The 24,486-nt window shown below is 65.9% G+C and carries 12 protein-coding genes; 7 read left to right on the forward strand and 5 right to left on the reverse strand.

The annotated features are described in order from the left end of the window. Window positions 1–107: 107 nt before the first annotated feature. Together IPI67_14515 and IPI67_14520 are read left to right on the forward strand one after the other, a co-directional pair. Window positions 108–6,839, forward strand: coding sequence for a tetratricopeptide repeat protein (locus IPI67_14515; GenBank protein ID MBK7581412.1), 6,732 nt, complete (start codon window positions 108–110; stop codon window positions 6,837–6,839). A gap of 51 nt (window positions 6,840–6,890) precedes the next feature. Further along, entirely contained in the window at window positions 6,891–11,387 is a 4,497-nt protein-coding gene (locus IPI67_14520; GenBank protein ID MBK7581413.1) for a hypothetical protein, read from the forward strand. 187 nt (window positions 11,388–11,574) lie between these two features. Here the strand turns inward: IPI67_14520 and IPI67_14525 are convergent, their stop codons facing one another. Further along, window positions 11,575–12,333 carry a hypothetical protein gene (locus tag IPI67_14525; protein MBK7581414.1) on the reverse strand — a complete coding sequence of 253 codons (759 nt, stop codon included), beginning with the start codon at window positions 12,331–12,333 and terminating at the stop codon, window positions 11,575–11,577. A gap of 158 nt (window positions 12,334–12,491) precedes the next feature. Between IPI67_14525 and IPI67_14530 the strand changes: the two genes are divergently transcribed. After that, entirely contained in the window at window positions 12,492–13,769 is a 1,278-nt protein-coding gene (locus IPI67_14530; protein ID MBK7581415.1) for a sigma 54-dependent Fis family transcriptional regulator, read from the forward strand. Between the two features lie 11 nt (window positions 13,770–13,780). On the opposite strand, the gene IPI67_14535 is transcribed toward IPI67_14530, so the two are convergent. Together IPI67_14535 and IPI67_14540 are read right to left on the reverse strand one after the other, a co-directional pair. Continuing rightward, the gene (locus IPI67_14535; GenBank protein ID MBK7581416.1) at window positions 13,781–14,899 is read right to left on the reverse strand and encodes a hypothetical protein; all 1,119 of its coding nucleotides are present in this window, start codon (window positions 14,897–14,899) and stop codon (window positions 13,781–13,783) included. Window positions 14,900–14,981: 82 nt separating this feature from the next. After that, window positions 14,982–16,079, reverse strand: coding sequence for a hypothetical protein (locus tag IPI67_14540; GenBank protein ID MBK7581417.1), 1,098 nt, complete (start codon window positions 16,077–16,079; stop codon window positions 14,982–14,984). Between the two features lie 109 nt (window positions 16,080–16,188). On the opposite strand from IPI67_14540, the gene IPI67_14545 reads away from it, so the two are divergent. Then, window positions 16,189–17,952 carry an N-acetylmuramoyl-L-alanine amidase gene (locus tag IPI67_14545; protein ID MBK7581418.1) on the forward strand — a complete coding sequence of 588 codons (1,764 nt, stop codon included), beginning with the start codon at window positions 16,189–16,191 and terminating at the stop codon, window positions 17,950–17,952. 127 nt (window positions 17,953–18,079) lie between these two features. Here IPI67_14545 and IPI67_14550 read toward each other — a convergent pair whose 3' ends face one another. Next, window positions 18,080–18,964, reverse strand: a complete 885-nt coding sequence (locus IPI67_14550) for a hypothetical protein (protein MBK7581419.1) — start codon at window positions 18,962–18,964, stop codon at window positions 18,080–18,082. A gap of 163 nt (window positions 18,965–19,127) precedes the next feature. On the opposite strand from IPI67_14550, the gene IPI67_14555 reads away from it, so the two are divergent. Further along, window positions 19,128–19,490 (forward strand): TraR/DksA C4-type zinc finger protein, encoded by a 363-nt coding sequence (locus IPI67_14555; protein MBK7581420.1) that lies wholly within the window; start codon window positions 19,128–19,130, stop codon window positions 19,488–19,490. A 39-nt stretch (window positions 19,491–19,529) separates the two neighbouring features. Here the strand turns inward: IPI67_14555 and uvrA are convergent, their stop codons facing one another. Beyond that, entirely contained in the window at window positions 19,530–22,463 is a 2,934-nt protein-coding gene (gene uvrA / locus IPI67_14560) for an excinuclease ABC subunit UvrA (protein MBK7581421.1), read from the reverse strand. Window positions 22,464–22,582: 119 nt separating this feature from the next. Between uvrA and IPI67_14565 the strand changes: the two genes are divergently transcribed. Beyond that, on the forward strand, window positions 22,583–23,509 hold the full coding sequence (locus IPI67_14565) for an SUMF1/EgtB/PvdO family nonheme iron enzyme (GenBank protein ID MBK7581422.1): 927 nt from the start codon (window positions 22,583–22,585) through the stop codon (window positions 23,507–23,509). An 89-nt stretch (window positions 23,510–23,598) separates the two neighbouring features. Next, entirely contained in the window at window positions 23,599–24,429 is an 831-nt protein-coding gene (locus tag IPI67_14570; protein ID MBK7581423.1) for an SUMF1/EgtB/PvdO family nonheme iron enzyme, read from the forward strand. Window positions 24,430–24,486: the final 57 nt, after the last annotated feature.

A 24,486-nucleotide genomic window follows, 5' to 3' on the forward strand; every position in this document is an offset into this window, starting at 1 on the left:
CCCGTTGCGGGGTTGTTTGAATTCGATCTGTCGATGAAGTCGGTCGCAGTCATGCTTTCTCCAAAGAAGAGCACCACTGCGGCCGTGCGCCATTTGTCCGAGGAAGCATGGATCTAGAGCAGCGTCTGAACAACCTCGAGCGTCACCACGATTGGGCCGGCCTCGCCGAAGCACTCGAGCAGGCCATTGCGAGCGCCCAGGATCCGGCCGCCAAAGCGGAGATGCACCTCCGCCTGGGGCGCCTGTTGAACTCGCAGTTCCTTCAGAGCGTGAAGGCTCTGAAACACTTCCAAGACGCGTTCAAACTGAATCCCGCACTGGGAGAGGCGTTGGCCGAGGCGCGGCGCATCTATTGGGAGCTGGGCAAGCTCAACATGGTCCAGAAGCTGCTCGAGCTGCAGCTCAAGAATTCGAGCGAGGCGCAGGCACCAGCCCTGTACCGCGAACTGGGCGACGTGTTCTGCGACCTGGCCGACTACGAACGCGCCGCGGACGCGTACGCCCGCGCGATGAACGACGGGCAGAGCGGCGACGTCGGCCAGCTTCTGGATGACGTCATGGTGGGGACGGAAGACTGGCAGGAGCGCATCGGAGTGGTGCTGCGCGCCGCCCACGAGACCGAAACCCCCGAGGGCAAGGCCGAGGCACTGCTGCGCGCAGCGCGCATCGCGCGGCGTTATGCGCCGGACGAAGTCGAGGGGATTTTGGGCCGCGCGTACTCTTCCGATCCGGGAAGCGTGATCGTTTCCGCGCTGTACGAGGGCTTGTTGGTGGACGCGAGTCGAACCGACGCAGTCGTCGCGATGCAGCGCCAGGTCCTCGACGGGCTCCCGGATACCACGACACGGGCGGATCTCGCGTTCCGCTTCGGTGTGCGCTGGGCGCTACGCCACCAGAACTTCGACGCGGCGCAGCCGTTGCTCGACGAAGCCCTTGGGCTCGATCCGTCTCACGAAGCGGCGTTTGCGTTCTACAAGGACCTGCACGGTACTCGGGATGGCCAGTGGACCCAGGTAGCGGCCAAGGCCGAAGAGCTCGCTGACGCTCTGGGAGAGACTGCCGGCAGCGCCTACCTCTTGGCCCACGCGGGCCTGGTGGTCTGGCGCGAACTCGGCGATCTGATTCGTGCGCGCGCCGTCTTCGCGCGGCTCGCAGGGGTCGACCCCGAGCATCCCGCCCTGCAGGCCTTCGAGGCTCAGATCGGCGAGAAGCTCGGCGGCGACGCTGCCGAAGCTCCCGGGGAGGCAGCGTCCGCTCCTGCCGCATCGGCGGAGCCAGCGTCGGCGCCCGCGTCTGCTCCGGCTTCCGCGCCGGCAGCCGAGAAGTCGGCGCCCCAGGCGGCCCCGGCACAGGCCAGCGGCGGCGGTGATGCCGCGAAGATCGCGGAGCTTCGCGCTCAGCTCGAGGAGCAAGAGTCGTCGAAGAAGATGCACGAGTACGTGAAGACGTTGGTCGCGCTGGCCGACGAGGTAACCGACACGGCCGAGAAGGTCGACCTCTACCTGAAGGCGGCCGATCTCTACGTTCACAAGTTCGTCAATCAGGCCGAGGCCGTGCGGACTTACGAGCGCATCTTGGAAGTCGAGCCCGCCAATCCCGGGGCCATCGACTACCTGCGCCAGATGTACGAAAAACGGCGCGATTGGGAAAAGCTGATTCAGCTGAAGACCAACGAGGCGCGCCAATACGAGCAGGGTCCCGTTCGCAGCGCGGCGTTCAAGGAAATTGCGCAGCTCGCGACGGAGCGGGTCAAGAAGCCTGAAGTCTGTATCGATCTCTGGGCCGTAGTGCTCGAGAACGACGCCGAAGACTCCGATGCCATCGATGCGCTGGCTCAGTTGTACGAGCGAGCCCGCGACTACGAGAAGTTGGCGGACGTGCTCGAGAAGCAGGCGCAGATCACCTACGACACCGGCGCGAAGATCAACATCCTGAACAAGCTCGGTCAGGTCGTGGGCGATCGTCTCAAAGACGACGTCCGCGCCGTCGAAGCCTACCGGCAGCTACTCACCATTCAGCCGGATGACCGCCGCGCCCAGGAGCAGCTGAAGAAGCGCTACGTGACACTCGGACGCTGGGACGACCTCGAAGTGTTCTACGCCGAGAGCGGCAAGTGGGACGAGTTCATCCGCGTGCTGGAGAGCAACGAGGCGAAGGCTGACACGAACGAGCAGCGCATCGGCATGCTGCTCAAGATCGCCGAGCTGTGGATGACCCAGAAGGGCAAGCCCGACCGCTCGGCGAAGGCGTACGAAAAGGTGCTCGGACTGGAGCCGACCCACCTGGCGGCTGCCGAACGCCTCATCCCCGTCTACACGGAGGCCAACAACCCGAAGGGACTGGCCAACGCGATCGAGGTCAAGCTCGGCCACGTCGACGAGCCGGGAGAGCGGCTGGCTCTGCTCAGGGAGGTCGCCGAGCTCTACGAGACGCGTATCAACGACAAGGCCAAAGCCTTCGAGCGTTTCCTGTCGGCATTCGAGATCGCGCCCAGCGACGACCAGAGTCAAGCTGACGTCGAGCGCGCGGCCCAACAAACTTCGCGCTGGGATGAGGTCGTGGCTGCTTATCGCGCCGCAGAGGAGCGCGCCGAGCAGGAGAGTGACGCCGTGCTCGCGACCGCGTTGCGTCTACGGCTCGGGCGGATTTTGGTCGACGAGGTGGGTCGTATCGACGACGCACTCGCGGAGTACCGCGCCGTGTACGAGGCGGAGCCGGAGAACGCAGTGGCGCTGGAGGCGCTGGAGAAGCTCTATCGGCAGACCGAACGCTGGAAAGACTTGCTCGAGGTCTACGCGAAGAAGCGCGATCTCGCCTACGACACCGAGACGAAGAAGCCGATTCTCTACGAGATTGCCCGGCTGCACGAGGGACAGCTTGGCGACGCCGAGTCGGCCATCAGCACCTACCAGGCAGTCCTGGAAGACGACCCGGCCGACGGCATCGCGCTCGAAGCTCTCGATCGCCTGTACGGTGAGACGAGTGCTTGGGAGGCTTACGCAGATGTCCTGCGCCGCCGCATCGAGCTGGACTCGAGCGAGCAGGCGCTGGTCGATCTCAAGTTTCGCCTCGCACAGACCCAGGCCCGTCATTTGTCCGACGCGGCTGGCGCGCTGACCAATTACCGCGAGATCTTGTTCATCAATCAGGATCACGAGGGCGCTCGGGTGTCCCTCGAGGAGATGCTCACTGACGAGGAGCTGCGGGGGGAGTCCGCCGCGATCCTCGAGACCATCTACGAGGTACGCGAGGACTGGGAGAAGCTGATCGGAGCGCTGGAGATCCTGGCCGTTGCCGACAGTGATCCCCAACGCCGCGTGGCGCTGCTCCGCAAAATCGCCTTCGTCGCGGCGAACCAGCTGCAATCACTCGAGCGAGCGATCGACGCGCAGGCTCGTGCTCTCAAGCAAGACCCGGCGCTGGTGGACACGCGGCTGGAGCTCGAGCAGTTGGCGGAGCAGTCCGGCGCCTGGCAGGAAGTGATTCGGATCTACCAGGAGGTGGCCGCGGGCATCGACGACGCGCCGCTCGCGCGTGACTACTGGATGCGACTCGCGTCGATCCAAGAGCAGCTCCAGCTCGTCGCGGACGCGGCGCAGAGTTACGACAAAGTGCTCGCGCTCGACCCAGGCGACGCTGAGGCGCTCGCGGCCATGGACGCGCTCTATCGGGGCACCGGGCACTGGGAAGAGTTGGTGGGCGTGTTCCGTCGCCGCATCGACCTGGCCGAAGACGGCGCGGAGCGCGAGTCGCTGTACGCGCAAATGGCGCAGGTCTTCGAGGAGAAGTTGGGCAAACCATCGGAGGCGATCGCCGCTTACCGAGAGGTGTTGGCACTCGACCCCGCGAGCGCCGTGGCGCTTTCGGCGCTCGATGGCCTGTTCACCCGCCAGAGCATGTGGGCGGAGCTGGCGGAGAACCTCGACACCCAGCTGGGGCTCGCCGAAGATGAGGCAACGCAGCTCTCATTGATGCTGCGCTTGGCCGCGCTCCGCGAGACCCGCATGAGCGACGTCGACTCTGCCATCGAAGGCTACCGGCAGGTCCTGGATCGCGAGCCGACCGACGCCCCCGCGCTGGCGGCCCTCGAACGCCTGGGCCAGGCCCCGGAGAACGAGCTGGCGATCGCGGAGATCCTCGAGCCGCTGTATCGGCAGCAAGGGGACTACCAGAAGCTCATCGGTGTGCACGAAGTGCAGGTCCGACGCGCCGACGATCCTTCGCGCCAGGTCGAGTTGCTGCACCAGATTGCATCGCTGCATGAAGATGCGGCCGGCGATGTGAACGCCGCGTTCGACACCATGGCGCGCGCGCTCGCCGCCGATCCGGCCCACGAAGGTACACAGCAAGGGCTCGACCGTTTGGCCCGAGTCACGAGCCGATTCCAGGATCTGGCCCAGGTGTTCGAGAAGCTCGCGTTGGAGCAGACCGAGCCTGACCTCGCCAGTGAGCTCTACACCTTCGCGGCCCGAGTCTTCGAGAACGACGTGGGGAACGTGGACCGGGCGATCGAGCTGTATCGCCAGGTGCTCAAGATCGACGCCATGAATCTGGCGGCGGCCGAGTCGTTGCAGACTCTATTCCACTCGACCGAGCGTTACGCCGACATGGCGCTGATCCTACAGCGCAAGGCGACAATCCTCGAGGATACCGAGGATCAGAAGGCGGCCCTGTATCAGGCTGCGAGCATCGAGGAAGAAGTCCTCGAGCGCAAAGACGCCGCGATCAACGTGTACCTGAAGGTGCTGGAGATCGATCCCGAGGATCTGAAGAGCATCGACGCCTTGATCAGCCTCTATCTGGGCCTCTCGCGCTGGGAGGACATGCTCGGCGTCTACAACAAGAAGGTCGATCTCGTCCTGGATACGGACGAAAAGAAGATGATCTTCTACCAGGTTGGCGCCGTTCACGAGCGTGAGCTGAGCGATGTGGGGCGAGCCATCGACACCTACCAAAAGGTACTCGAGCTCGATCCCGATGACCTGACTGCGCTGGGTCGGCTCGACGTGCTCTACCAGACGGCCGAGAACTGGCCGGAGTTGTTGAGCGTCTTGCAGCACGAGGCGGAGCTCACTCAGGACGCCGCCGAAGCGGTCAGTTTCCAGTACCGCATCGCGGAGTTGTTCGAGAAACACCTGGCGGACGTCGAGCGGGCCGTGGAGCTGTATCGCGACATTCTCGGCATTCAGCCGGACCACCCGCCGACCTTGGCGGCGCTCGAGGGCATCAAGGACGGCGACCGCGCAGGACTCGCCGCCGCTGGCGTGCTCGAGCCGGTCTACGATGCGATGGGCGAGTGGCAGCGCCTGGTGAGCGTGCTCGAAGTCCAGGTGCGCCACGCCGAAGACGCGTACGTGAAGGTCGAGCTCTTGCACCGCATCGCGCGGCTGTACGAGGAGAGTCTGAACGACCCACACAACGCGTTCCAGACCTACGCGCGCGCGGTCCAGGGCGACAGCCAGAACGAAGAGTCCCTCGCTTCGCTCGAGCGGCTCGCAAACCTGATCGAGCGCTGGCCCGCCGTCGCCGAGCTCTATGATTCCGAGCTCGCGCAGCTCGGTGAGCAGCCGGAGCGGGTCGTGGAGCTCGGGCTCAGGGTGGCGCAGGTCTACGAGGTCCAGCTCGAGAACCTCGACAACGCAGTCGCGCGCTATCGACGCGTGCTCGAGGCTGACCCAGAGAGTCAGAGCGCGGTGCGGGCGCTGGACCGGCTCTTCTCCCAGAGCGAGCGTTGGACGGATCTGGCCGAGGTTCTGAAGCGCGAGGCCGACATTGGTCAGAGCCCGGACGAGATCTTGGAGTTCAAGTTCCGCCTCGGGCAGGTCTACCAGCTGCGTCTGGGTGATCTGGACAGGGCCATCGAGGCCTACCGTGAGGTCATCAACGCGGCTCCCGAGCACGCTGACACACTCACTGCCCTCGAGGGGCTGTTCGAGTCGGGGACCAAACAGCTGGAGGTCGCAGAGATCCTGGAGCCGCTGTATCAGCAGTCCGGCGAGTGGGAGAAGCTCATCCGCGTGCGCGAGGCCGAGCTCGGCCACATCACCGACTTGGACCAGCGCATCGCGATGTACCAACGGATCGCGGAGGACGCCGAGGAGCGCCTGATGGATCCAGTGCGCGCGTTCGAGGTCTACGTGCGAGCGATCCGCGAGCGCCCGCTGGACGAGCGCACGGGCGACGAGATTGAGCGCTTGGGCAGCATGATCGACGGTGGCTGGGAGCAGCTCGCCAACGCCTACGCAGACGTGCTCGGCATCGAGGGCTCGGAGGCGGCGACGCAGGCGGCCATCGGCAAGCGTCTCGCCAGGGTCTTCGAAGAGGAGCTGGCGGATGTCGCGAAGGCAGAGGAGACCTATCGGTACGTGTTGACGGTGGTGCCGGCGGAAGCCGACGCACTCGCCAACCTGGATCGCATCTACACTTCGCTGGAGCAGTGGCCCGAGCTCGCTGGCGTGCTCGAACAGCGCGCTCAGGCGGCTGAGGATTCACGCGACAAGGTCGACCTCAACACCCGGCTCGGACAGGTCTACGAAGAGCAACTGGGTCAAGTGCAGGACGCGATCCGGGCGTTTCGGCGGATCTTCGACCAGCTCGAGCCGGCAAACGAAGAGGCGATTCAGGCACTCGGTCGCATCTACGAGCAGACGGAGCAGTGGGTCGAGCTCGACGGTGTTTATCGTCGCGAGCTCGAGAACGCGGTCGGCGACGTGCAAGAGGCCGAGATCCGCGCGAAGATGGCGCGGCTCGCGTCCGAGCGTCTGGGCAAGATCGAGGAGGCAATCGAGGGCTGGAAGCGTGTGCTCGATCTGCGCGACGAGGATCCAGAGGCGCTCTAAACGCTGGCCGGTTTGTACGAGGCCCAGGGTAAATGGGCTGAGCTCACGGACATGCTCGAGCGCCACTTCGACATCGCCGAGAGTGACGAGGAGCGGGTCAATATCCTGACGCGTCGCGCGCGCTTGTTCTCCGAACAACTCGAGCGGGACGACGAGGCGCTCGAGACCTGGCAGCGCGTGCTCGACATCGACTTCTCGAACGTGGCCGCCCTGCGGGCGATCGCGCAGATCTGGCGAACCCGGCAGGACCCGCGGGAGCTCGTTGCGGCGTTGCATGCCAGCATCGACCGGGCTGCAGCTCTGCTCGACGCGGTCGAGCTCGTCGCCATCTATCGAGAGCTCGGCAAGACCTATGGGCACGTGCTCGAGCAGCCATTCGAATCGGCGGAGGCCTGGCGCAACCTGCTCGAGGTCGATCCAAACGATTTCGAAGCAATGGCTGAGCTGGAGCGCACCTACCGCGCCGAGGAGCGCTGGGTCGAGGTCGTCGACGTCAAGATGCGGCGTGCCGAGGCCATCCAGGAGCCGGCGGAGAAGGTCCGCGAGCTGCTCGAGGTCACCCAGATCTGGAAGAAGGAAGTCAGCGACTACGACAAGGCGACGCCGGCGTTCGAGAAGGTGCTCGTCATCGATCCGACGCACGACGAGGCGTTCGAGTCCCTGGAGCGCTTGCACACTGCGGCGGAGCGCTGGGAGCAGCTGATCGAGATCTACTTGAATCGGCTCGAGACGCGCGAGGTCGTCGAAGAGAAGAACGACCTGCTGAGGCGCATTGCCCGTGTCTTCGAGGAGAAGCTGGACGACAAGAACCAGGCGTTTGATGCGCTGGTGAACGCCTTCGCCGAGGACTACGGCGACGACGAGAGCGTCAAGTACCTCGAGCGCATGGCGGCCGGGACGGGGAGGTGGGGCGAGCTCATCAACACCGCGAATGCCTGGCTCAAGGAAGAGGAAGACTCGCGCAAGAAGATCGAGCTCTGCCTGCGCCTCGGCAAGTGGTACGGCGAGGACCTCGGCCACCCGGAGTACGCTCAGCCGTATTACGCGCAGGTGATGCAGCTCGACCCGAACAACGTTCAGGTCCTGCGGCAGATGGCCAGCATCTACCGGCTCGGGGCGCAGTGGCAGAAGATGGGCGAGACCCTGACGCGCGCCCTCGACGTCGCCGTCGCAAACGACGACAAGAAGGTGATCTTGTGTGACCTCGGCGACTTGCTCGAGAAACACATGAGCCAGGCCGATCAGGGCATCACGTTCTACCGACGCGCCCTCGACGTCGATCCGTTGTTCTTGCCTGCGCTCGAGTCGTTGGAGCGGATCTACGACCAGCGTGGGAACCATGCCGACCTGGTGCAGATCCTGACCAGCAAGGTCCAGGCGCTCACCGATCCGGACCAGATCGCCCAGCACAAGATGAGGTTGGGTGGTTTGTACGAGACTGCGCTGGGCGACTTCGAGCGGGCCGGCAAGGTGTACCGCGAGGTGCTCGAGCTGGATGGCAGCAGCATCTTCGCGCTCCGGGGCCTCGAGCGCATCTACCAGGCCCTTCAGACTTGGCCGGACATGATCGACATCCTCGAGCGGCAGCTCGACGTCGTCGAGACCGAGCGCGAGCGCGTCGACGTGCTCTTGAAGCTGGCACAGATCCAGGAGGAGCAGTTCCTCAAGGCCGACCTAGCGGCGCAGCGTCTGGAGCAAGCCGTCGAAATCGACGCTGGCTGCGAGCCCGCCTACGTCAGCCTCGAGCGCTGTTACCGCCGGCTCAAGCAGTGGCTCGACCTGATCAACACCTACGAGCGGCACGTCGCCGAGGCCGCCGATCAGGACACCAAGATCGAGCTATTTTCGGCCATGGCGGAGGTTTATTCGCAGGAGGTCGGCGATGTCGACCGTGCGATTGACGCCTACCAGAACATCGTCGACCTGGACGAGAACAACATCGAGGCTCTCGATGCGCTGAGCAAGCTCTACGAAAAGCAGGGCGACGCAGCCCGTGCCATCGAGTCGATGACGCGCGTCGCGGATCTCACGACGGACGGCACGCAGCGCGTCGAGATGTACTACCGCATCGGCAAATCGCTCGACGAGAAGCTGAGCGACCGTTCGCAGGCGCAAGAGCGCTTCGAGATGGCCCTCGATCTCGATCCGACCCATCTTCCGACACTCGCTGCGCTGCGTATCATTGCGGTCGATGAGCAGGATTGGGACCGCGCAGCCCGGTATCTGGAGCAGGAGCAGCTCAACACTCAGGCGCCGCGCGCGCGGGCAAAGTTGCTCGTGGAGCTCGGGAAGCTGCGCGACGAGATGTTGAACGAGCACGAACAGGCAGTGCTGGCCTACGAGCTCGCGATGCAGTGCGACGAAGACTGCGAGGAAGCCGCACTTCCGCTCGTTCAGGAGTACAGCAACGTGGGGCGCTGGCAGGAGGCGGAGCCCCTGGCCGAGATGCTCGTCAAGAAGAGCAAGAACCACGAGCGCCACGAGCAGCACCTGCTGCACAAGCTGCTCGGCAAGGTCCACGCAGCCTTGGGCAACGCCGATCGCGCGCTGAAGGCATACCAGGCCGCCAATCACCTCGACTTGACGGATCAGGAGGCGATCCGCGGGATCGCCGACGCCGGTTACGATCTGAAAGACTGGCCCACCGCGCTGACCAGTTATCAGAAGGTCCTCACCGCCCTGAGCGAGGACGAAGTCGAGCTGCGCACCGATGTCTACTATCGGCTGGGCTGCATCAAGCGCGAGCAACACCAGGCGAAACAGGCGATCAACAACTTCGAGAAGGCGCTGGCGCTCAACGGTGAGCACCGCCCGACGCTCGAGGCGTTGATTGACGTGTACGCGGGCGCCAACGACTGGAAACAAGTCGCGGCCTACAAGCGCCAGGTCCTGGACAGCGTCTTCGAGGGCGACGAACGCTATACGCTGCTCAACGATATCGGCGACCTGTGGGCAGAGAAGGAAAAGAACCCGCAGAAGGCCATCGAGGCCCTCGAAGAGGCGCAGGAGCTGAAGCCCGAGGACCACATCCTCTTGCACAAGTTGCTGCAGCTCTACGGTGAGGCGCAGGAGTGGCAGAAGATGATCGACACACTGCAGTCGATCGCTTCCATCGAGGAAAAGCCCGAGATCAAGAGCCGGTATTTCTACACGATGGCTCAGATCTACCGCGACAAGCTGAACGAGCTCGATCGCGCGGTGGAGCTCTTCAACGAGTCACTGGACTTGAACCCGAGCTATCTGCAGGCGTTCGAGCGCATCAACAAGATCCTGACCCAGGAGAAGAACTGGAAGCAGCTCGAGCGCTCTTACCGGAAGATGCTGCATCGCATCGCGGGCAAGGGGAACAACGACCTCGAGCACACGCTGTGGCATCAGCTGGGCCTGATCTACCGCGACCGGCTCCAGCGACCGGATGAGGCCATCGAGGCCTTCAAGATGGCCACGACCATCAAGCCCGGCGACGCCATGCAGCACCAGATCTTGGCTGAGCTGTACGAGGTCAGCGAGCGCTTCGACGAAGCGATCGGCGAGCAACGCAACATCCTCGAGGTCGATCCGCTCAAGGTGGAGCCGTATCGCGCGCTGTATCGGCTGTACCTACAGAAACACGCCTACGACGAGGCCTGGTGCTTGGCGGCCGCCATGGCCTTCATGAAGAAGATCGACGGCGAAGAGAAGCAGTTCTTCGAGGACTACCGGCCGCAGGGCATGCTGCAGGTGAAGGGACGCCTCTCGAACGAGCTCTGGGTCCGGCACCTGTTCCACCCGGACGAGAACATCTACATCTCCAAGATCATGGAGATGATCGCGCCGGCAGCGCTGCAGGCGAAGATTGCGCAGCTCCAGTCACAAGGAAAGCTGCCGACGCTCGACAAACGCTTCAAGCAGGATCCGGCCACCTCGACCGTTACCTTTGCCAAGACGTTTGGCTGGGCCGCGCAGGTGCTCGGGATCCCGTCGCCGGAGCTGTACGTGCGCAATGACGTCCCGGGTTCGATCATTGCGGTTCCGGCCGTGCCGCCCGCATCGCTCGCCGGTCAGACCGTGCTCACCGGGTTCCAGCCTCAGGAGCTGACGTTCATCTGCGGCAAGCACCTGTCGTACTACCGCGGTGAACACTACATCCGGACGCTGTTCCCGACGCAGGCCGAGCTGACCATCATGCTGTTTGCTGGTGTGATGATCGCTGCGCCCAATACTCCGATGCCGGCGGACATGCAGGCTCAGATCCGCGCAACGGCCCAAGAGCTGGCGAAGTACATGCAGCCGGTGCAGCTCGAGGGGCTGCGTATCGTCGTGAAGAAGTTCATCGACGAGGGCGCCAAGGCCAACATCAAGCGCTGGAACCAGGCGGTCGAGCAGACGGCGTGTCGCACCGGGCTCTTGGTCTGTGCCGACCTCGAGATCGCAAAGAAGATCATCGGCGCCGAGCCGTCGCTGCCAGGTGACCTCACGCCGGCGGAGAAGATCAAGGATCTGCTCCTGTTCAGCGTGAGCGAGCACTACGCACAGCTGCGCAAGGCGCTGGGTATCGCGGTCGGCTGAGTTCCGGCGGGCCAGAGCCCGCCGCGAGCGCGGACATCCAGCGAGGTCGGGCGCGGGCATCGGCTGAGGGTCGCGAGGCCCGATGTCGGGCGTGTCCGCGAGCGCGAGCCGCCTGGGGTCATGCGGCCCGAGGTTGGCGCGGCGACCGCGCGGTCAAGAGGCGGAGACCTCCGCAGCCAGAGCCTGGCTATTTTCCAGGCAGGTCCAGCGTGACGCGCACGCCCGTCAGGAAATTCCAGTGGGCGGCGGCCGCGCCAAGATCACCGCTGGAGCGTGAGGAGTAGTAGCCCATGTCGAGCTCGAGGTACGGGCCGAAGCCGACCTTGTCGAACGCATACCAGTCTCCACCCACGGCGAGACGCAGCCACTCGATGCCCGAGTAGGTAACGTCAGCGCCGAAGCCGGAGATCTTGGTGGTGCGGTAGCCGAGGCCGGCTGACATCCAGGGGTCGAACCGCACCCCTTGAACCAGGTGGTAGCGCACGAAGGCGCCGAACGCAGTGCTCTGGGTCTTGCAGTCCGCGCAGTTCGTGGAGTTGCCGAGACGCAGGTGCTGGCCGAACGCGCCCACGGCGACGGTGCGACTCAACCCGTAGGCTGCGTCGAGCCCGAACGCCCAACCGGAGCCCATCGCGTCGGTTTGTGGCGCCTTGGCCTCGAGCTTGCCAAACGGCACGGCCACGCCCGCGGACGGCGAGAGCTGAAAGTGGCCCGCGAGCTGATCCGGAGCCGGGATCACCAGGGGTGGCTCCGGACCGTCTTCGTCGGGGGCTTCCGTCGGGGCGGCCTTCGGTTTGGGGGCCGGGGCGTCGCCGGGACCCGGCGCGGATTCCGAAGCGTCGTCCTCGGTTCCATCACCCGCCTCGCCGGGCGTCTCCTGAGCTGCCGCATTGAGCGGAAACCCGCCGAGACATGCCGCCGCGACCAGTGGCCAGAACCTGGACATGGGCGCCTTGTTAGCACGGCGTTCGGGCGCCGGGACAGCCCATTCCCGGCCGGCGACGGCGAGGTCGCCTCAGGGTGCGGAATGGCCAGCAGACTCTGGCGCACCAGCGCCCCCGGCGCCGCGCAACTCGCGGGCCCAGCCGCCGATGTCGACCCACCATGGAGAACGGCGCCGAGAGCACGGGAGAGGTCACGCTCGAAGTGACACGGGAGCGGATCCGGGGTCCGTGGGTGCTCGAGATCGGGACTCCTGAAGGCTCGCGGCAGGCCCGCCTCGAACCTGGGCGCCCGCTCGTGCTCGGGGCCGGGCGCCTCGCCGACGTGCGTGTTCTGGACCCAACCGTCAGCGCACGACACTGTCGTGTCACCGCGACCGCGCGGGGGGTTGCGGTCGAGGATGTGGGATCGAAGAACGGTGTGTTCGTGGGGGCGGCTCGCGTCAGCCACGCGCTGCTCGCAAAGCGGTTGGGAGCGTTTGTCATCGGGCGCACGACTGTGGTCTTGCGTGGACCGGAGGCAGACGACGAGAGCGGTACCAGGGAGGGGATCCCGGGTTTGGTCGGCACCTCATCAGCCATGCTGCGGGTGGCCGAAGAGGTCCGACGTCATGCACCGCTGAGGGCTCCAGTGCTCGTGCGCGGGGAGTCCGGTACCGGAAAGGATCTCGTTGCCCAGGCGTTGCATCGACTCAGCGGGCGGTCCGGCGCGTTCGTACCGCTCAACGTGGGCGCCGTGCCGGAATCCCTCGCGGACGGCGAGTTGTTCGGGCATCGCCGCGGTGCGTTTACTGGAGCAGTGGCCACGCGCCTCGGGGCGTTCGAGCAAGCGCAACGCGGCACGCTGTTTCTGGACGAGGTCGCGGAGCTACCCGCCAGCATGCAGGTCAAGTTGTTGCGTGTCGTCGAGGACGGGGTCGTGCGCCCCGTCGGTGCGAGTCAGCCGCTGACGGTGGATGTGCGGGTGGTTTCCGCGACCTGGGCGCCGCTCGAAGAATGGGTGCAATTGCGGCGATTCCGCGCGGATCTCCTGCACCGCTTGAGCACGGTGGTGATCGAAATTCCGCCCCTCCGCCAGCGAAAGAGCGACATTCCCATGTTGTGCCACGCTCTCATCAGGCGCTTTGTGCCCGAGGTTGGCCCCAAGTGTCTGACCAGCGGAGCAATCGCCCGGCTCGTGGAGCACACCTGGCCGGGAAACGTACGCGAGCTCGGGGCGGTGTTGTATCGAGCGGCGGTCGCGACGGACAGTGAAGTGATCGAAGCGTGTCACGTGCAGTTGCCCGAGATCCCGATCGGGATTCGACCCCAGGCGCTGGCGCCCGCAGAGGCCCTCGTGTTGCTAGAGCGTCATGCCGGCAACATCACCGCCGCGTCGCGGGCGGCTCAAGTGCCGCGTTCGACCTTTCGCTCGTGGCTGGGAAAAGCCAGGGAGCGTTAGGTTCTTCGGGCTCAGAACTGACCGACGACGCCAAGTCCGCGCTCGGTCGGGCTCATGAGCGGGACGACGGCGGCACGGAAGTCATGGTGCTTTGCGGTCTGCTTGCGACCGTTCTTGCCGACCGTGGCTTTGTTGGAGCCGGTGTCCACGAAGTAATAAACGACGGTGCCAGCGACAGCGACGCCAGCAACGACGAAACTCACGGTCGAGAGACTCTTCTGTGAATCGCCGTCATCGACGCGCGCCTGGTACTTGTCGCAGGCGACGCGGAAGTCGACCGGTGAAGTCTTGACCGGTGGGCCACAGGGGCCGTTGATGCCGGAGGCCTGCGCCTTGTCGACGATCTTCAGCCGAATGGACTCGGCGTCGTCGTAGCTCGACTTCGAGGCGACGGCGAAGCCAACGCCGCCCGCCAAACCGACGAGGGCGAGACCGCCGCCGACCCACGCGAGAGGTGTGCTCTTGGCCCAAGGCAAGAATCCCGGTTTGTCCGAGCCCTTGTCGCCCTCGGGTGGTTTGCCGCCCGGTGGGAACGGCTGCCCCATGGGTGGGCCTGCCGGCCCTGGGCCGGTGGCAGGACCGGGACCGGGTGGCAGAGGAGCGACTGGAGTGCCCGCCCCGTCGAAGTTGAGATCGACGGAGCCCGTCTGCCCTGCGATCGCCGTGACCGTGGAAGCGGCGGTCTTGCCATCCTTGCGAGCCTCGAGGTTGTGTGACCCCGGCTTCAAGAAGATCGCCCCCGGTAGCGGAGAGCGACCTTCGAGCGTCCCGTCGACGAACACATCCGCGCCTTCGGCGCTGACCGCAACATTGAGCTCGCCCACGCTCGCCTTGGCTGCAGCGAGCCCCTTCTCTGCTTCTTGACGTTCCGCAGCGCTCGCCTCTTTGTTCTCGCGCAGGTACTGCGAGAAGTGTTTTGCCGAGTCCGCTTCCCGCGATGAGCGAAGCTCGCTCTGGGCGAGATTCAGCAGCACGGCGGGGTGTTTCTTGAGCGCGTACGCCTGGAGGAACGCCGCTCTGGCCTTGTCGTATTGTTTGCCGTCGTAAAACTTCACGCCCTCCTGGAAGCGCTCCCGCGCCATCTGGATTGAGGCGTCGTCCTGGACATGGACGACCTCCGTCGAAGTCATCGGGGCGAGGGCCACGAATGCGGCGAAAAGGGCTGCGTGTCGGCGGGTCATTGGGGGGCTCGTCGGAGTGGATTACTTCGGCTCAGAACGGGGTGTCACGAACGATCGTCCCGCCGCCCTTGGGGGCAGTGGGTTTCGGGCCAGTCGGCTTCGCCGGTCCCGGTTTCGCCACAGGTTTCGCCGCGGCCACCGGCTTCGGCTCCGGTTTTGCGGGTTTCGCTGGAGGCGGCGCCTTTGCCTCGGGCTCCGGCGGCGAGGCCTTCGCTTCGGGCTCCGGCGTCTCTGCTTTCGGCTCGCTTGGCGGGGGCGCCTCGACGGCGGGTTTCTCCGTGACGGTTGCGGCGGGTTTGGCTGCTGCCGGGAGCGAGCTCGTGCGCTCTGCCGGTTTCGGCTCTTCCGGAGTTCCTCCACCCATGAGCAGCTTCACGCCGCCCAGCAACAGGATGAGCGCCGCAACGCCGAGCACCGCGTAGACCACGTTGTTGCGTTTGACCGGAGTGACAGGGATGTCGTCTTCTTCGTATCGCGCGCCACGCTGCGATCGAGGGGCCTCGGCTGCCCGCGCAACCTGTGCACCCGGAGCCACGGCGGCCGCGGGCGCCTGGACGACGGGTGAACCTTGCGCGACAACGGGTGCGGCAGGCGCGGGGGCTGCGAACGCGGCGGGGGGAGCGGCGGCTGCGGCTTGCTGGACGGCTTCTTCGTCGACACTGCCGAGCATCAACGTCTTGCCTGCACCCGGGCTCTTCGCGGGTGCCGCTGGATCCACCGGAGGAGTCGCGGCCGCAGGGGACGAGGCTGGTGGTGCCGGTGCCACGCCAATCATCGTCTTCTTGTGATCGACCGTGGGTGCGGGCGGTTCGGGTTCCGGCGCGGCCGGAGCCTTTGAGCCAGCGGCAACCACGGGGCGCGCGATGATCTTGGACGCAGGTGCAGCGGGCGCGGCTTCCGCAGTTGCGGCCGCCGCCGCCGGTGCGCCCTCGGTTGTTACCGCGGCCGCGGTCTCGGGCGCCGCCCCTGATGCGGGCTCAACCGCGGCAGCCGACGCGGCGGGCTCGGTCGGCTCCGGCGAATTGGCCTCGACCTCCGATTCCCACATCGGCGTGAAATGGCTGGCCAGCTCGTCGGCCTCGTCAGGATTGACGGGGTCGATGGCAGCGCCCTGATTCTCGTCCGCCATGGCGTTCGTCCTCGCGCAAACGCTTGAAGGCTAGCACCCGGTGGCCCCCTGCCGCAACGCACGGAGTCCGCGAATTTCCAAGGGAAAGCCCGGGAACATCCACGCGTGCTTGGCCCAACGGGCCTTCATCGGGCAACTCTTGCCCGTGATGGCGCCCTGGCTGACCGCTCGAATCGCGCTCGGTGCGCTGCTCGCGACCGCCTGCGGAGGGGGCTCGACCGCGCCTGCCGGTGGGACTTCGGCCGCGGTCTCCGCGGTCTTGGCGCCCGTGGTTCTGCCTGGCCGGGCCGAGGCGGTGGCCGAAGCAGACCGCTTGGCGGTTGCCGCATCGAAGGCGAGTGGACAAGAGCAGATCGCTCTCACCCGCCGGGCTGCGGAGCTGCGGTCTCGCTTGTGGCGCATCGAACATCGAGACGCCGACGTGCTCGAGGCATTGGAGCTCTATCGGGGCATCGAGCAAAAGACCGGGGAGGCTGCCTGCCTCGCGCGTTTGGATCGCGCGCTGCTGGAGGGGGAGCAACGCGGCGAGCCCGCCGAGACCTATCGCTCGGTGTACCGCACCAAGGTCGGGGCCGCCGGCGGCGTGTGTCTCGAGCGAGCGGAGCGAGTGCTGGCTGTGCTCTCCGCTTTCCGACCGCTTCCCAACGTGCTCGGCGAGATCGAGCGTCAAGCAAAGGGCAGCGACTCGGGTGCGGCCGACGCGGGCGATCGCGCGTCTGCCGCCGCCAGCGTTCGGATCGACCCGAGCGGTCCGGTGGTCGTTCCCACGTTGCAAGGTGCGCGGCCCACCGGGCCAGTTCGAATCACCAACATCGAACGCTATGGTGCCAAGGACGCGGCGAGGATCGTGGTCTTCGTCACCCACCCCACGCTGTTCGACGTGGGGTTCATCGCTGGCCAAGGCGCAGCCGGTCCGCGGTTGTACGTGGACATCGACGGCGCGAGCTACAAGGGTGCGCTCGAACATGCCGTCGGAGGCCTGGTCGAGCGTGTGCGCATGGGAAAGCGCGGCAAGGGCACGCGGGTCGTTCTGGACCTGCGCTCTGAGGTGCACCGCAAGGTCTTCTATCTGCCCGAGCCATTTCGCCTGGTAATCGACGTTTCGACGCAGCCGACGACCTCGGCGCCCGTAGACGCCACCGGCGGACCGCGCACGATCCGGAGAGTCGTGCTCGATCCTGGCCACGGCGGGCATGATCCGGGTGCGATCGGCGCCGCTGGCCTGCGGGAGAAGGATGTCACGTTGGACATTGCCCATCGAGCGGCGCCGCTTCTGTCGCGCGAGCTCGGGGTTTCCACGCTGCTCACGCGCGACGCGGACGACTTCGTGGCGCTCGATGCCCGGACGGCTCGAGCCAATGCGTTCCAGGCCGACCTCTTCGTCTCGATTCACTGCAACGCGAGCGAGGACCCTGCGGCGCACGGTTTCATGACCTTCGTCTTGGATGAGTCCCGGGACGCGCTGGCGTCATCGATCGCGGCGCGCGAGAACGCCGCGTCCGCCGCCGCCGCGGCCGAACTCGCGAACGCGATGAGCCGCGTGCTCGACGCGGGCTCCATCTCTCGCTCGGTACAGCTGGCAGACCTGCTACAGAAGTCCGCGCGGGCGTCGCTCTCGCCCTCGTACGCGGACGCCTCAGGATGGTGGCGTCAAGCGCGCAGGCTTCTACGTGCTGGCCGGCGCGCGCATGCCGGCCGTCCTCTTCGAGACCAGCTTCATCTCCAATCCGTTGGAAGAGTCGCGGCTCAACGCGGGCGACTACCGGCAGAAGCTCGCGGATGCGATTGTGAACGCCGTTCGAGCGTACCGCGAGGGTCGCTGAGTGAGGCGGCCAGCGGTCGTTCGGAGACTCAAGAGCTGTCCAAGAATTGAACAGCTCTTTCACCTTGTCATCGGGGAGGCACGCGCCTCCCCGCCCCAACGAAGTGAATTCGTTGGGGCCCCACCCCACGCGGGCCGGCTTCGCCGGCTTGCGCCAGGCCAATTTTTGGACAGCTCTTCAGCGGTTGACGCGCCGCGGGACGAAGCGGCCCTGTTCGAGCACGAACCGCGTGGGTGCTTCGGGGTTTTCGGGGGCAGCTGAGGGTTCGGGGAAGAGCGGGTCACCCGGCAGCGCCAGCACCATGCACTCGCCGTCCATGGCAAAGAAGGGACAGATGGGCTCGAGCGGGTGTGCCCGCGCGATCACCCGCGCGTGTTCGATGTCCGAGGCACTCGCCAAGAGCTGCACGGTTTGAAGCGTCGGCGGCGCCAGGAAGAGCTCGTCATTCGCCCAGGCATCCAAGATCTCCTGCGGCTTGCCCCAGAAGCTGGCCGTGGTCTCGTGCGCGTCGTGTTTCCCGCTCTGACCCTCGGGCGCGGCGAGCACGTAAAAGCGCGTATCGAATCTCCGTTCTTCTGCCAGTGGGGTGACCCAACGCGCCATCAGCTCCAGGGCGCCGACGTCCAGGTTGAAACCGCGCTCGCCGAGCAGCTGCATGAACGCGAGTGCATCATCGGGCGTGCCCGATGTGCGCGTCGCAAGGTCGGCGCGCAGAGCATCGATGGTGCCGTCATCGAGCACCACGCCGCTGAGGGGCAAGATGCCGGCCTCTTCGAACAGCTCGCGCAGCGCAGCGATGGCAAACGCGCGTGACGTGAGAACATCGGTGGCCGCCTGACCCGCGCGCTCTCCAAGTGGCGTCGACTGGGAGACCCACGCGGGCGAGCGGTCGGCCTCTGCGACCTTGCCCCCGGGGAAGACGACTGCGCCGCCCAGGAAGCCGGACTTGGCGTGACGTTTCACACAGAAGAGCTCGACGCCGTTCGGCGATTCACGGATCACCACCACGGTGGCGGCGTCCCTCGGCTGGGCCGGGGGGCGTGAAGGATCGAAGCGGAGCACGCGCGGGCAGCATAGCCAAAATCAGCGGAATCTGCCCGGCTTGGGCGGGGGACGCAGGCTGCATTGACGACGCGAAGGCGGCGCCTTAGGTTCGGGGGCTTCGGAGCGCCAGATGGCAACGAAATCGAGCGAAAAAGCCGCACCCACCAATACTGAGGCGAAGCTGACGAAAGCTCAGCTGAAGAAGTTCAAGGATCTGCTCGATACGAAGCGGATGGAGATCATCCGCAAGGCGCAGCAGACGCTCAACGAGGACATGACTCTCGACGCCAACGACTTGCCGGATGAAATGGATCTCGCTTCGAGCGAGTACCTCCAGTCTTTCACGTTCCGCCTGCGCGGGCGCGAGAAGGTGTTCCTCGACAAGATCCAGAAGGCCCTCGAAAAGATCGAGTCGGGCAATTTTGGAGTGTGCGACGACTGTAGCGAGCGCATCTCAGCGAAACGTCTCGAGGCCCGCCCCGAGACGACGCTGTGCATCCGTTGCAAAGAAGATCAGGAACGGGTCGAAAAAGACTTCGGCTGAGGTCGGCCGCGAGCCGCGTTCGCCGTTCCGTTCGGGCGCTCAGCGCTTGCGGGCATTGGAGCGTCGGCTGACGGGCGGCTGTTGTTTGGCAACACCGCTTCGGGGTCCGGTGCCGGACGGCGGCGGTTTGCCCGTCTTCGCGCCCGGAACGTGACGCTCGAGCACCTCTCTCAGGTAGCGCCCGGTGTGGGTATCAGTTTCGGCAACCTGCTCGGGGGTGCCACTCGCGACGATGCGTCCACCGCCCTCGCCGCCTTCCGGCCCCATGTCCACGATCCAGTCCGCGCACGCGACGAGCTCCATGTTGTGTTCGATGACCACGATGGAATTGCCCGCGTCCCTGAGGCCAGAGAGCGCCAGGGTGAGCAGCTCGATGTCCTGAAAGTGGAGCCCAGTCGTCGGTTCGTCCAGCACGTAGAGCGTGCTCCCCGTCGCCTTGCGGGCGAGCTCCGTCGCCAGTTTCACGCGTTGGGCCTCGCCGCCCGAGAGGGTCGTCGCCGGTTGTCCGAGCTTGACGTAACCAAGACCCACCTGGCGCAGCGCGGCTAGGCGCTGCGCGATGCGCGGGAGGGACTCGAAGAGGTCGTACGCCTCGTCAACCGTCAGCTCCAACGCCTCCGCGATGGCGAGCCCGCGGTATTTGATCTCCAGCGTCTCGCGGTTGTAGCGACGCCCGCCGCAGGCATCACAGGTCACGTACACGTCCGGAAGGAAGTGCATCTCGACACGCAGCACTCCGTCGCCTTGGCAGGCCTCGCAGCGCCCGCCCTTCACGTTGAACGAAAAGCGGCCCGGCTTGTAGCCGCGTGCGCGGGCGTCCGGTAGCCCGGAGTAGATCTCCCGAAGGTGCGTGAAGATGCCCGTGTAGGTCGCCGGGTTCGAGCGCGGTGTGCGGCCGATTGGTGCCTGGTCGATACTGATGACCTTGTCGATCTGCGCGAGCCCTTCGATGCGGTCGCACGGACCAACCCAGCCCGTTGCTCCGTACAGCTCAGCGCGCGCGGCCGACAGCAGCGTGTCGACGATCAGACTGCTCTTGCCGGAACCGCTGACGCCGGTCACGGCGGTGATGCAGCCGAGCGGGATCTCGAGCGTGACGTCGTTCAGGTTGTGGGCCCGGGCGCCAATCACCGACAGCTTCTTCTTTCCGGGTTTCACCCGGACCTTGGGCAGGGGCAGGCGCTTTTCCCCGGACAGATACGGTCCGGTGACGGAGTTCGGGTTCGCCATCAGCTCAGCCGGCGTGCCTTGCGCGACGATGGTGCCGCCGTGGGCGCCGGCACCCGGACCCATGTCGACGATGAAGTCCGCCGCGAGGATGGCGTCCCGGTCGTGTTCCACGACGATCACACTGTTGCCCTTTTCGACCAGGCGGCGCACGGCGACCAGGAGGCGCGCGTTGTCGCGCGCGTGCAGTCCAACGCTGGGTTCGTCCAGCACGTAGAGCACGCCGACCAACGAGGCGCCGATCTGAGTGGCGAGCCGGATGCGCTGGCCCTCGCCGCCCGACAGGGTGAATGCTGGCCGATCCAGCGTGAGGTAGTCGAGCCCAACGTCGATCAAGAACCCCGTGCGCTCGATCACCGCTTTGAGCAGCGGTTTTGCGATCGCGGCGTCTCGACCGACCATAGATTCGCTCTCGGACAGCTCTGCCAAGAATAGCTTGAGCTTTCGCAAGGGCAGCGTGCTGACCTCCGAGATGGCGCGGCCGCCGAGCTTGACCGCCAGCGCCTCGGGGCGAAGACGGCGACCGCCGCACGCATCACAGATCTGGCTGACGACGAAACGCCCGAGGTCCTCCGGCCCGATCGCGCCGTCGTAGTCGTCGTGGTCTTCCTGGTCTTCGAGCTCGCCGGTCTCGAGCATGCGACCGAGGCGAACGACGATGCCTTCGTAGCCTTTCTGACCCTTCTTGCGGCCGCTGCCGAGCAAGATCGCTTGCCGCTGCGCCTCGGGCAAATCCTGCCAAGGTTTGTCCGGGTTGACGCCCAGCGCATCGACCAGCGCTGCGACTTCGGTCGCGGTCGAGAGGGAGCCGCGCCGACCGAACGCCGCGACTGCACCTTCGCGCAGGGTGCGGGTCTCGTCCGGCACCACCCGGCCCGGATCGATCGCCGAGCGCATGCCGAGCCCGTCGCAGGTCGGACAGGCGCCGTGCGGGCTGTTGAAGGAGAAGAGTCGAGGCTCGAGCGGGGGCAAGGTGAGCCCGTATTCCCACGAGACCAGCCGCTCGCTCATCACCACGGGCTCGGTGCCGTCGACCGGGTCGATGAGGACCGTGCCGTCTCCGAGCTTGAGCGCGAGCTCCACCGAGTCGGTGACCCGCCCCTTCACGCCGTCTTTCACCACGATGCGATCGACGACCACGTCGAGGTCGTGGGTCTTGGATTTGTCGAGCGAGAGCTCTTCACCGAGATCGATCTGCACGCCGTCGACCCGTGCCCGCACGAAGCCGTCGCGCCGCAGCTGGTCGAGCTCGGTCCATAGATCCCCTTTTCGCTTGCGAGCGACGGGCGCGAGGATGGCGCTCTTGGCGCCTTCGCCGCGGGCTACCACGGCATCGACGATTTCCTGGACCGTGTGGGCTCTGAGCACCTTTCCCGAGATGGGACAGTGCGGGACGCCGACGCGAGCGAACAGCAGCCGCAGGTAGTCCGCAATTTCCGTCACCGTCCCCACCGTCGAGCGTGGGCTCTTGCCGAGGGCGCGCTGTTCGATGGCGATGGCGGGGCTCAGACCCTCGATGCTCTCGACCCGTGGCTTGGGGAGCTGGTCGAGGAACTGGCGCGCGTACGCCGAGAGGGACTCGACGTAGCGGCGCTGGCCTTCGGCGTAGATCGTGTCGAAGGCGAGCGAGGACTTGCCGGAGCCACTGGGTCCGGTGATCACCACCAAGCGATTGCGGGGCAGCTCGCAGCTGACCTCTTTCAGGTTGTGCTGCGAGGCAGCTCGCACGACGAGCGTGTCCACCATTTCGGGACCGACAGACTAGCGCCGGTAGCGCGGGAACGGCAGCCCCGTGGGCGGTGAAGGGGGACGGTTCCGCCCGGAAGTTGGCCGAAGAACGCCACCCGAGCATAACGGGGTCGCCCGTGATTCCGCCCGACCTCAGCCCGCTAATCCCGCTCCTGGTGGCGATCTTGCCGCTACCGAGCGTGATTTCGCCTCAGGCCCAGCTGGCCGCAGCGTCCGCCGTGAGCGTGGGAGTGGTGGCGGAGCTGCCGGCGCCCTGCCCGGCAGACATGGCCTTGGTCGACGGCAGCTCGTGTCCCGCAGTGGAGTACCAGTGCGAGCGGTTTGTCAGCGAGTCGAGCCCGAGCTGCGCCGAGTACGCGCGCAAGCCCGAATGTCGTTACAACGAGGAGCCGCGCCGATTTTGCGTCGATCGCTACGAGTGGCCGAACCGAGTGGGGGAGAAACCCGCGGTGTTTGCCACGTGGTACGACGCAAAACGTTCCTGCGCGAGCGCGGGCAAGCGGCTGTGCCAGCGCAGTGAATGGACGTTGGCGTGCGAGGGCCCCAAGCGCGCGCCCTATCCCTACGGCTGGGAGCGATTTCCGAGCCCGTGCAACGTGAGCCGACCGGTCGAGGAGGCGGACGCCAAGAAGCTCGTGGCTCCAGGCACCCGCGATGCGGAGATCGCGCGACTCTGGCAGGCTGATCCGATCGGCAGTCACCCGGATTGTGTGAGCGCGTTCGGCGCCTACGACATGGTCGGCAACGTGGACGAATGGACCGACAACTCGGAGGAGGGTAGCGCGCAGATCTCCACTCTCAATGGAGGCTACTGGGGTCCGGTCCGCAATACCTGTCGGTTGACGACCCGGAGCCACGGTCCCGAGTTTCAGTTTTACCAGATCGGGTTTCGCTGCTGCGCTGACACCGCAGACGGCATCTCGCCGATGTTGCCTCCGGATCCACAACCGAAACAGGCGCTCGACCAGAAGAAGGGGCCGGACGGCTGGCCCGTGGCGGTGAGTGAGGATCATCATCCCGGCACCTCCGAGCCGAGCGGCTAGGGCCCATCCCGGTGCCGATGGTGGCCGCGCGACAAGCACAGACAGGGCGATTCACCCGCACAGGTCGTGCCGCCCTACTCGCCGGCTTGGTGCTGTTGTCGGTATCGGGCGCGCTGGTCGCGGCTCGGCGACTCTCCGGGCTGCCTGAGCAGCGAATGTTGCACGTGCCGGGTCCGGCGCTCAGCGGCGTCGTGGTTTCCTCCGCGCCCGCCGCGTCTCAGCCGGCGCCGGCGGCCCCTGCAAGATGTGCCGACGGCATGCTGATGGTCGAGGGGATCTACTGTCCCTACGTTGGGCATCGCTGTGTCGAGTGGCTCCAGGAGAAACGGGACCGCTGCCGGCGCTACGATGAGAAGACGATCCTGTGCGAGGGGCTCAAGGTGAAGAAGAGCTTCTGCATGGACCGCTTCGAGTACCCGAATCAGCAGGGTGTCTACCCCGTGGTCATGGCGAGCTGGGTGGATGCCGAGCAAGCCTGCCTCGCGGAGGGCAAGCGTCTGTGCACCGAGAGCGAGTGGACGTTTGCCTGTGAGGGCGAGAAGATGGTTCCGTATCCCTATGGCTTCGAGCGGCGAGCGGATGCGTGCAACATCGACCGTCACTATCGCGACCCGGACTTCTCGGCTTTCTCCCACGACCGCCAGATATCCGAAGAAGTGTCGCGGCTCGACCAACGGGTGCAGAGCGGTTCCATGTCCGCGTGTGTGAGTCCCTTCGGGATCCACGATATGACCGGCAACGTCGACGAGTGGGTGGTCAACGAGGATCCGGCCATCGACAAGGGCGAGGACGTGTCGGGGCTCAAGGGCGGGTACTGGGGTCCCATCCGTGCGCGCTGTAGGCCGGTGACCAACTCGCACAATCGGTGGTTCCGATTTTACCAGGCCGGATTTCGCTGCTGCGCCGATCCCAAACCCTGACCGGCCGCCCGGGTCTGCCGTGAAATCGTCGCGAAAGGCCGAGAGCGGCCCGAACCG

It is taken from the genome of Myxococcales bacterium (assembly GCA_016706225.1).
Taxonomy (GTDB): Bacteria; Myxococcota_A; Polyangia; order Polyangiales; family Polyangiaceae; genus JADJKB01.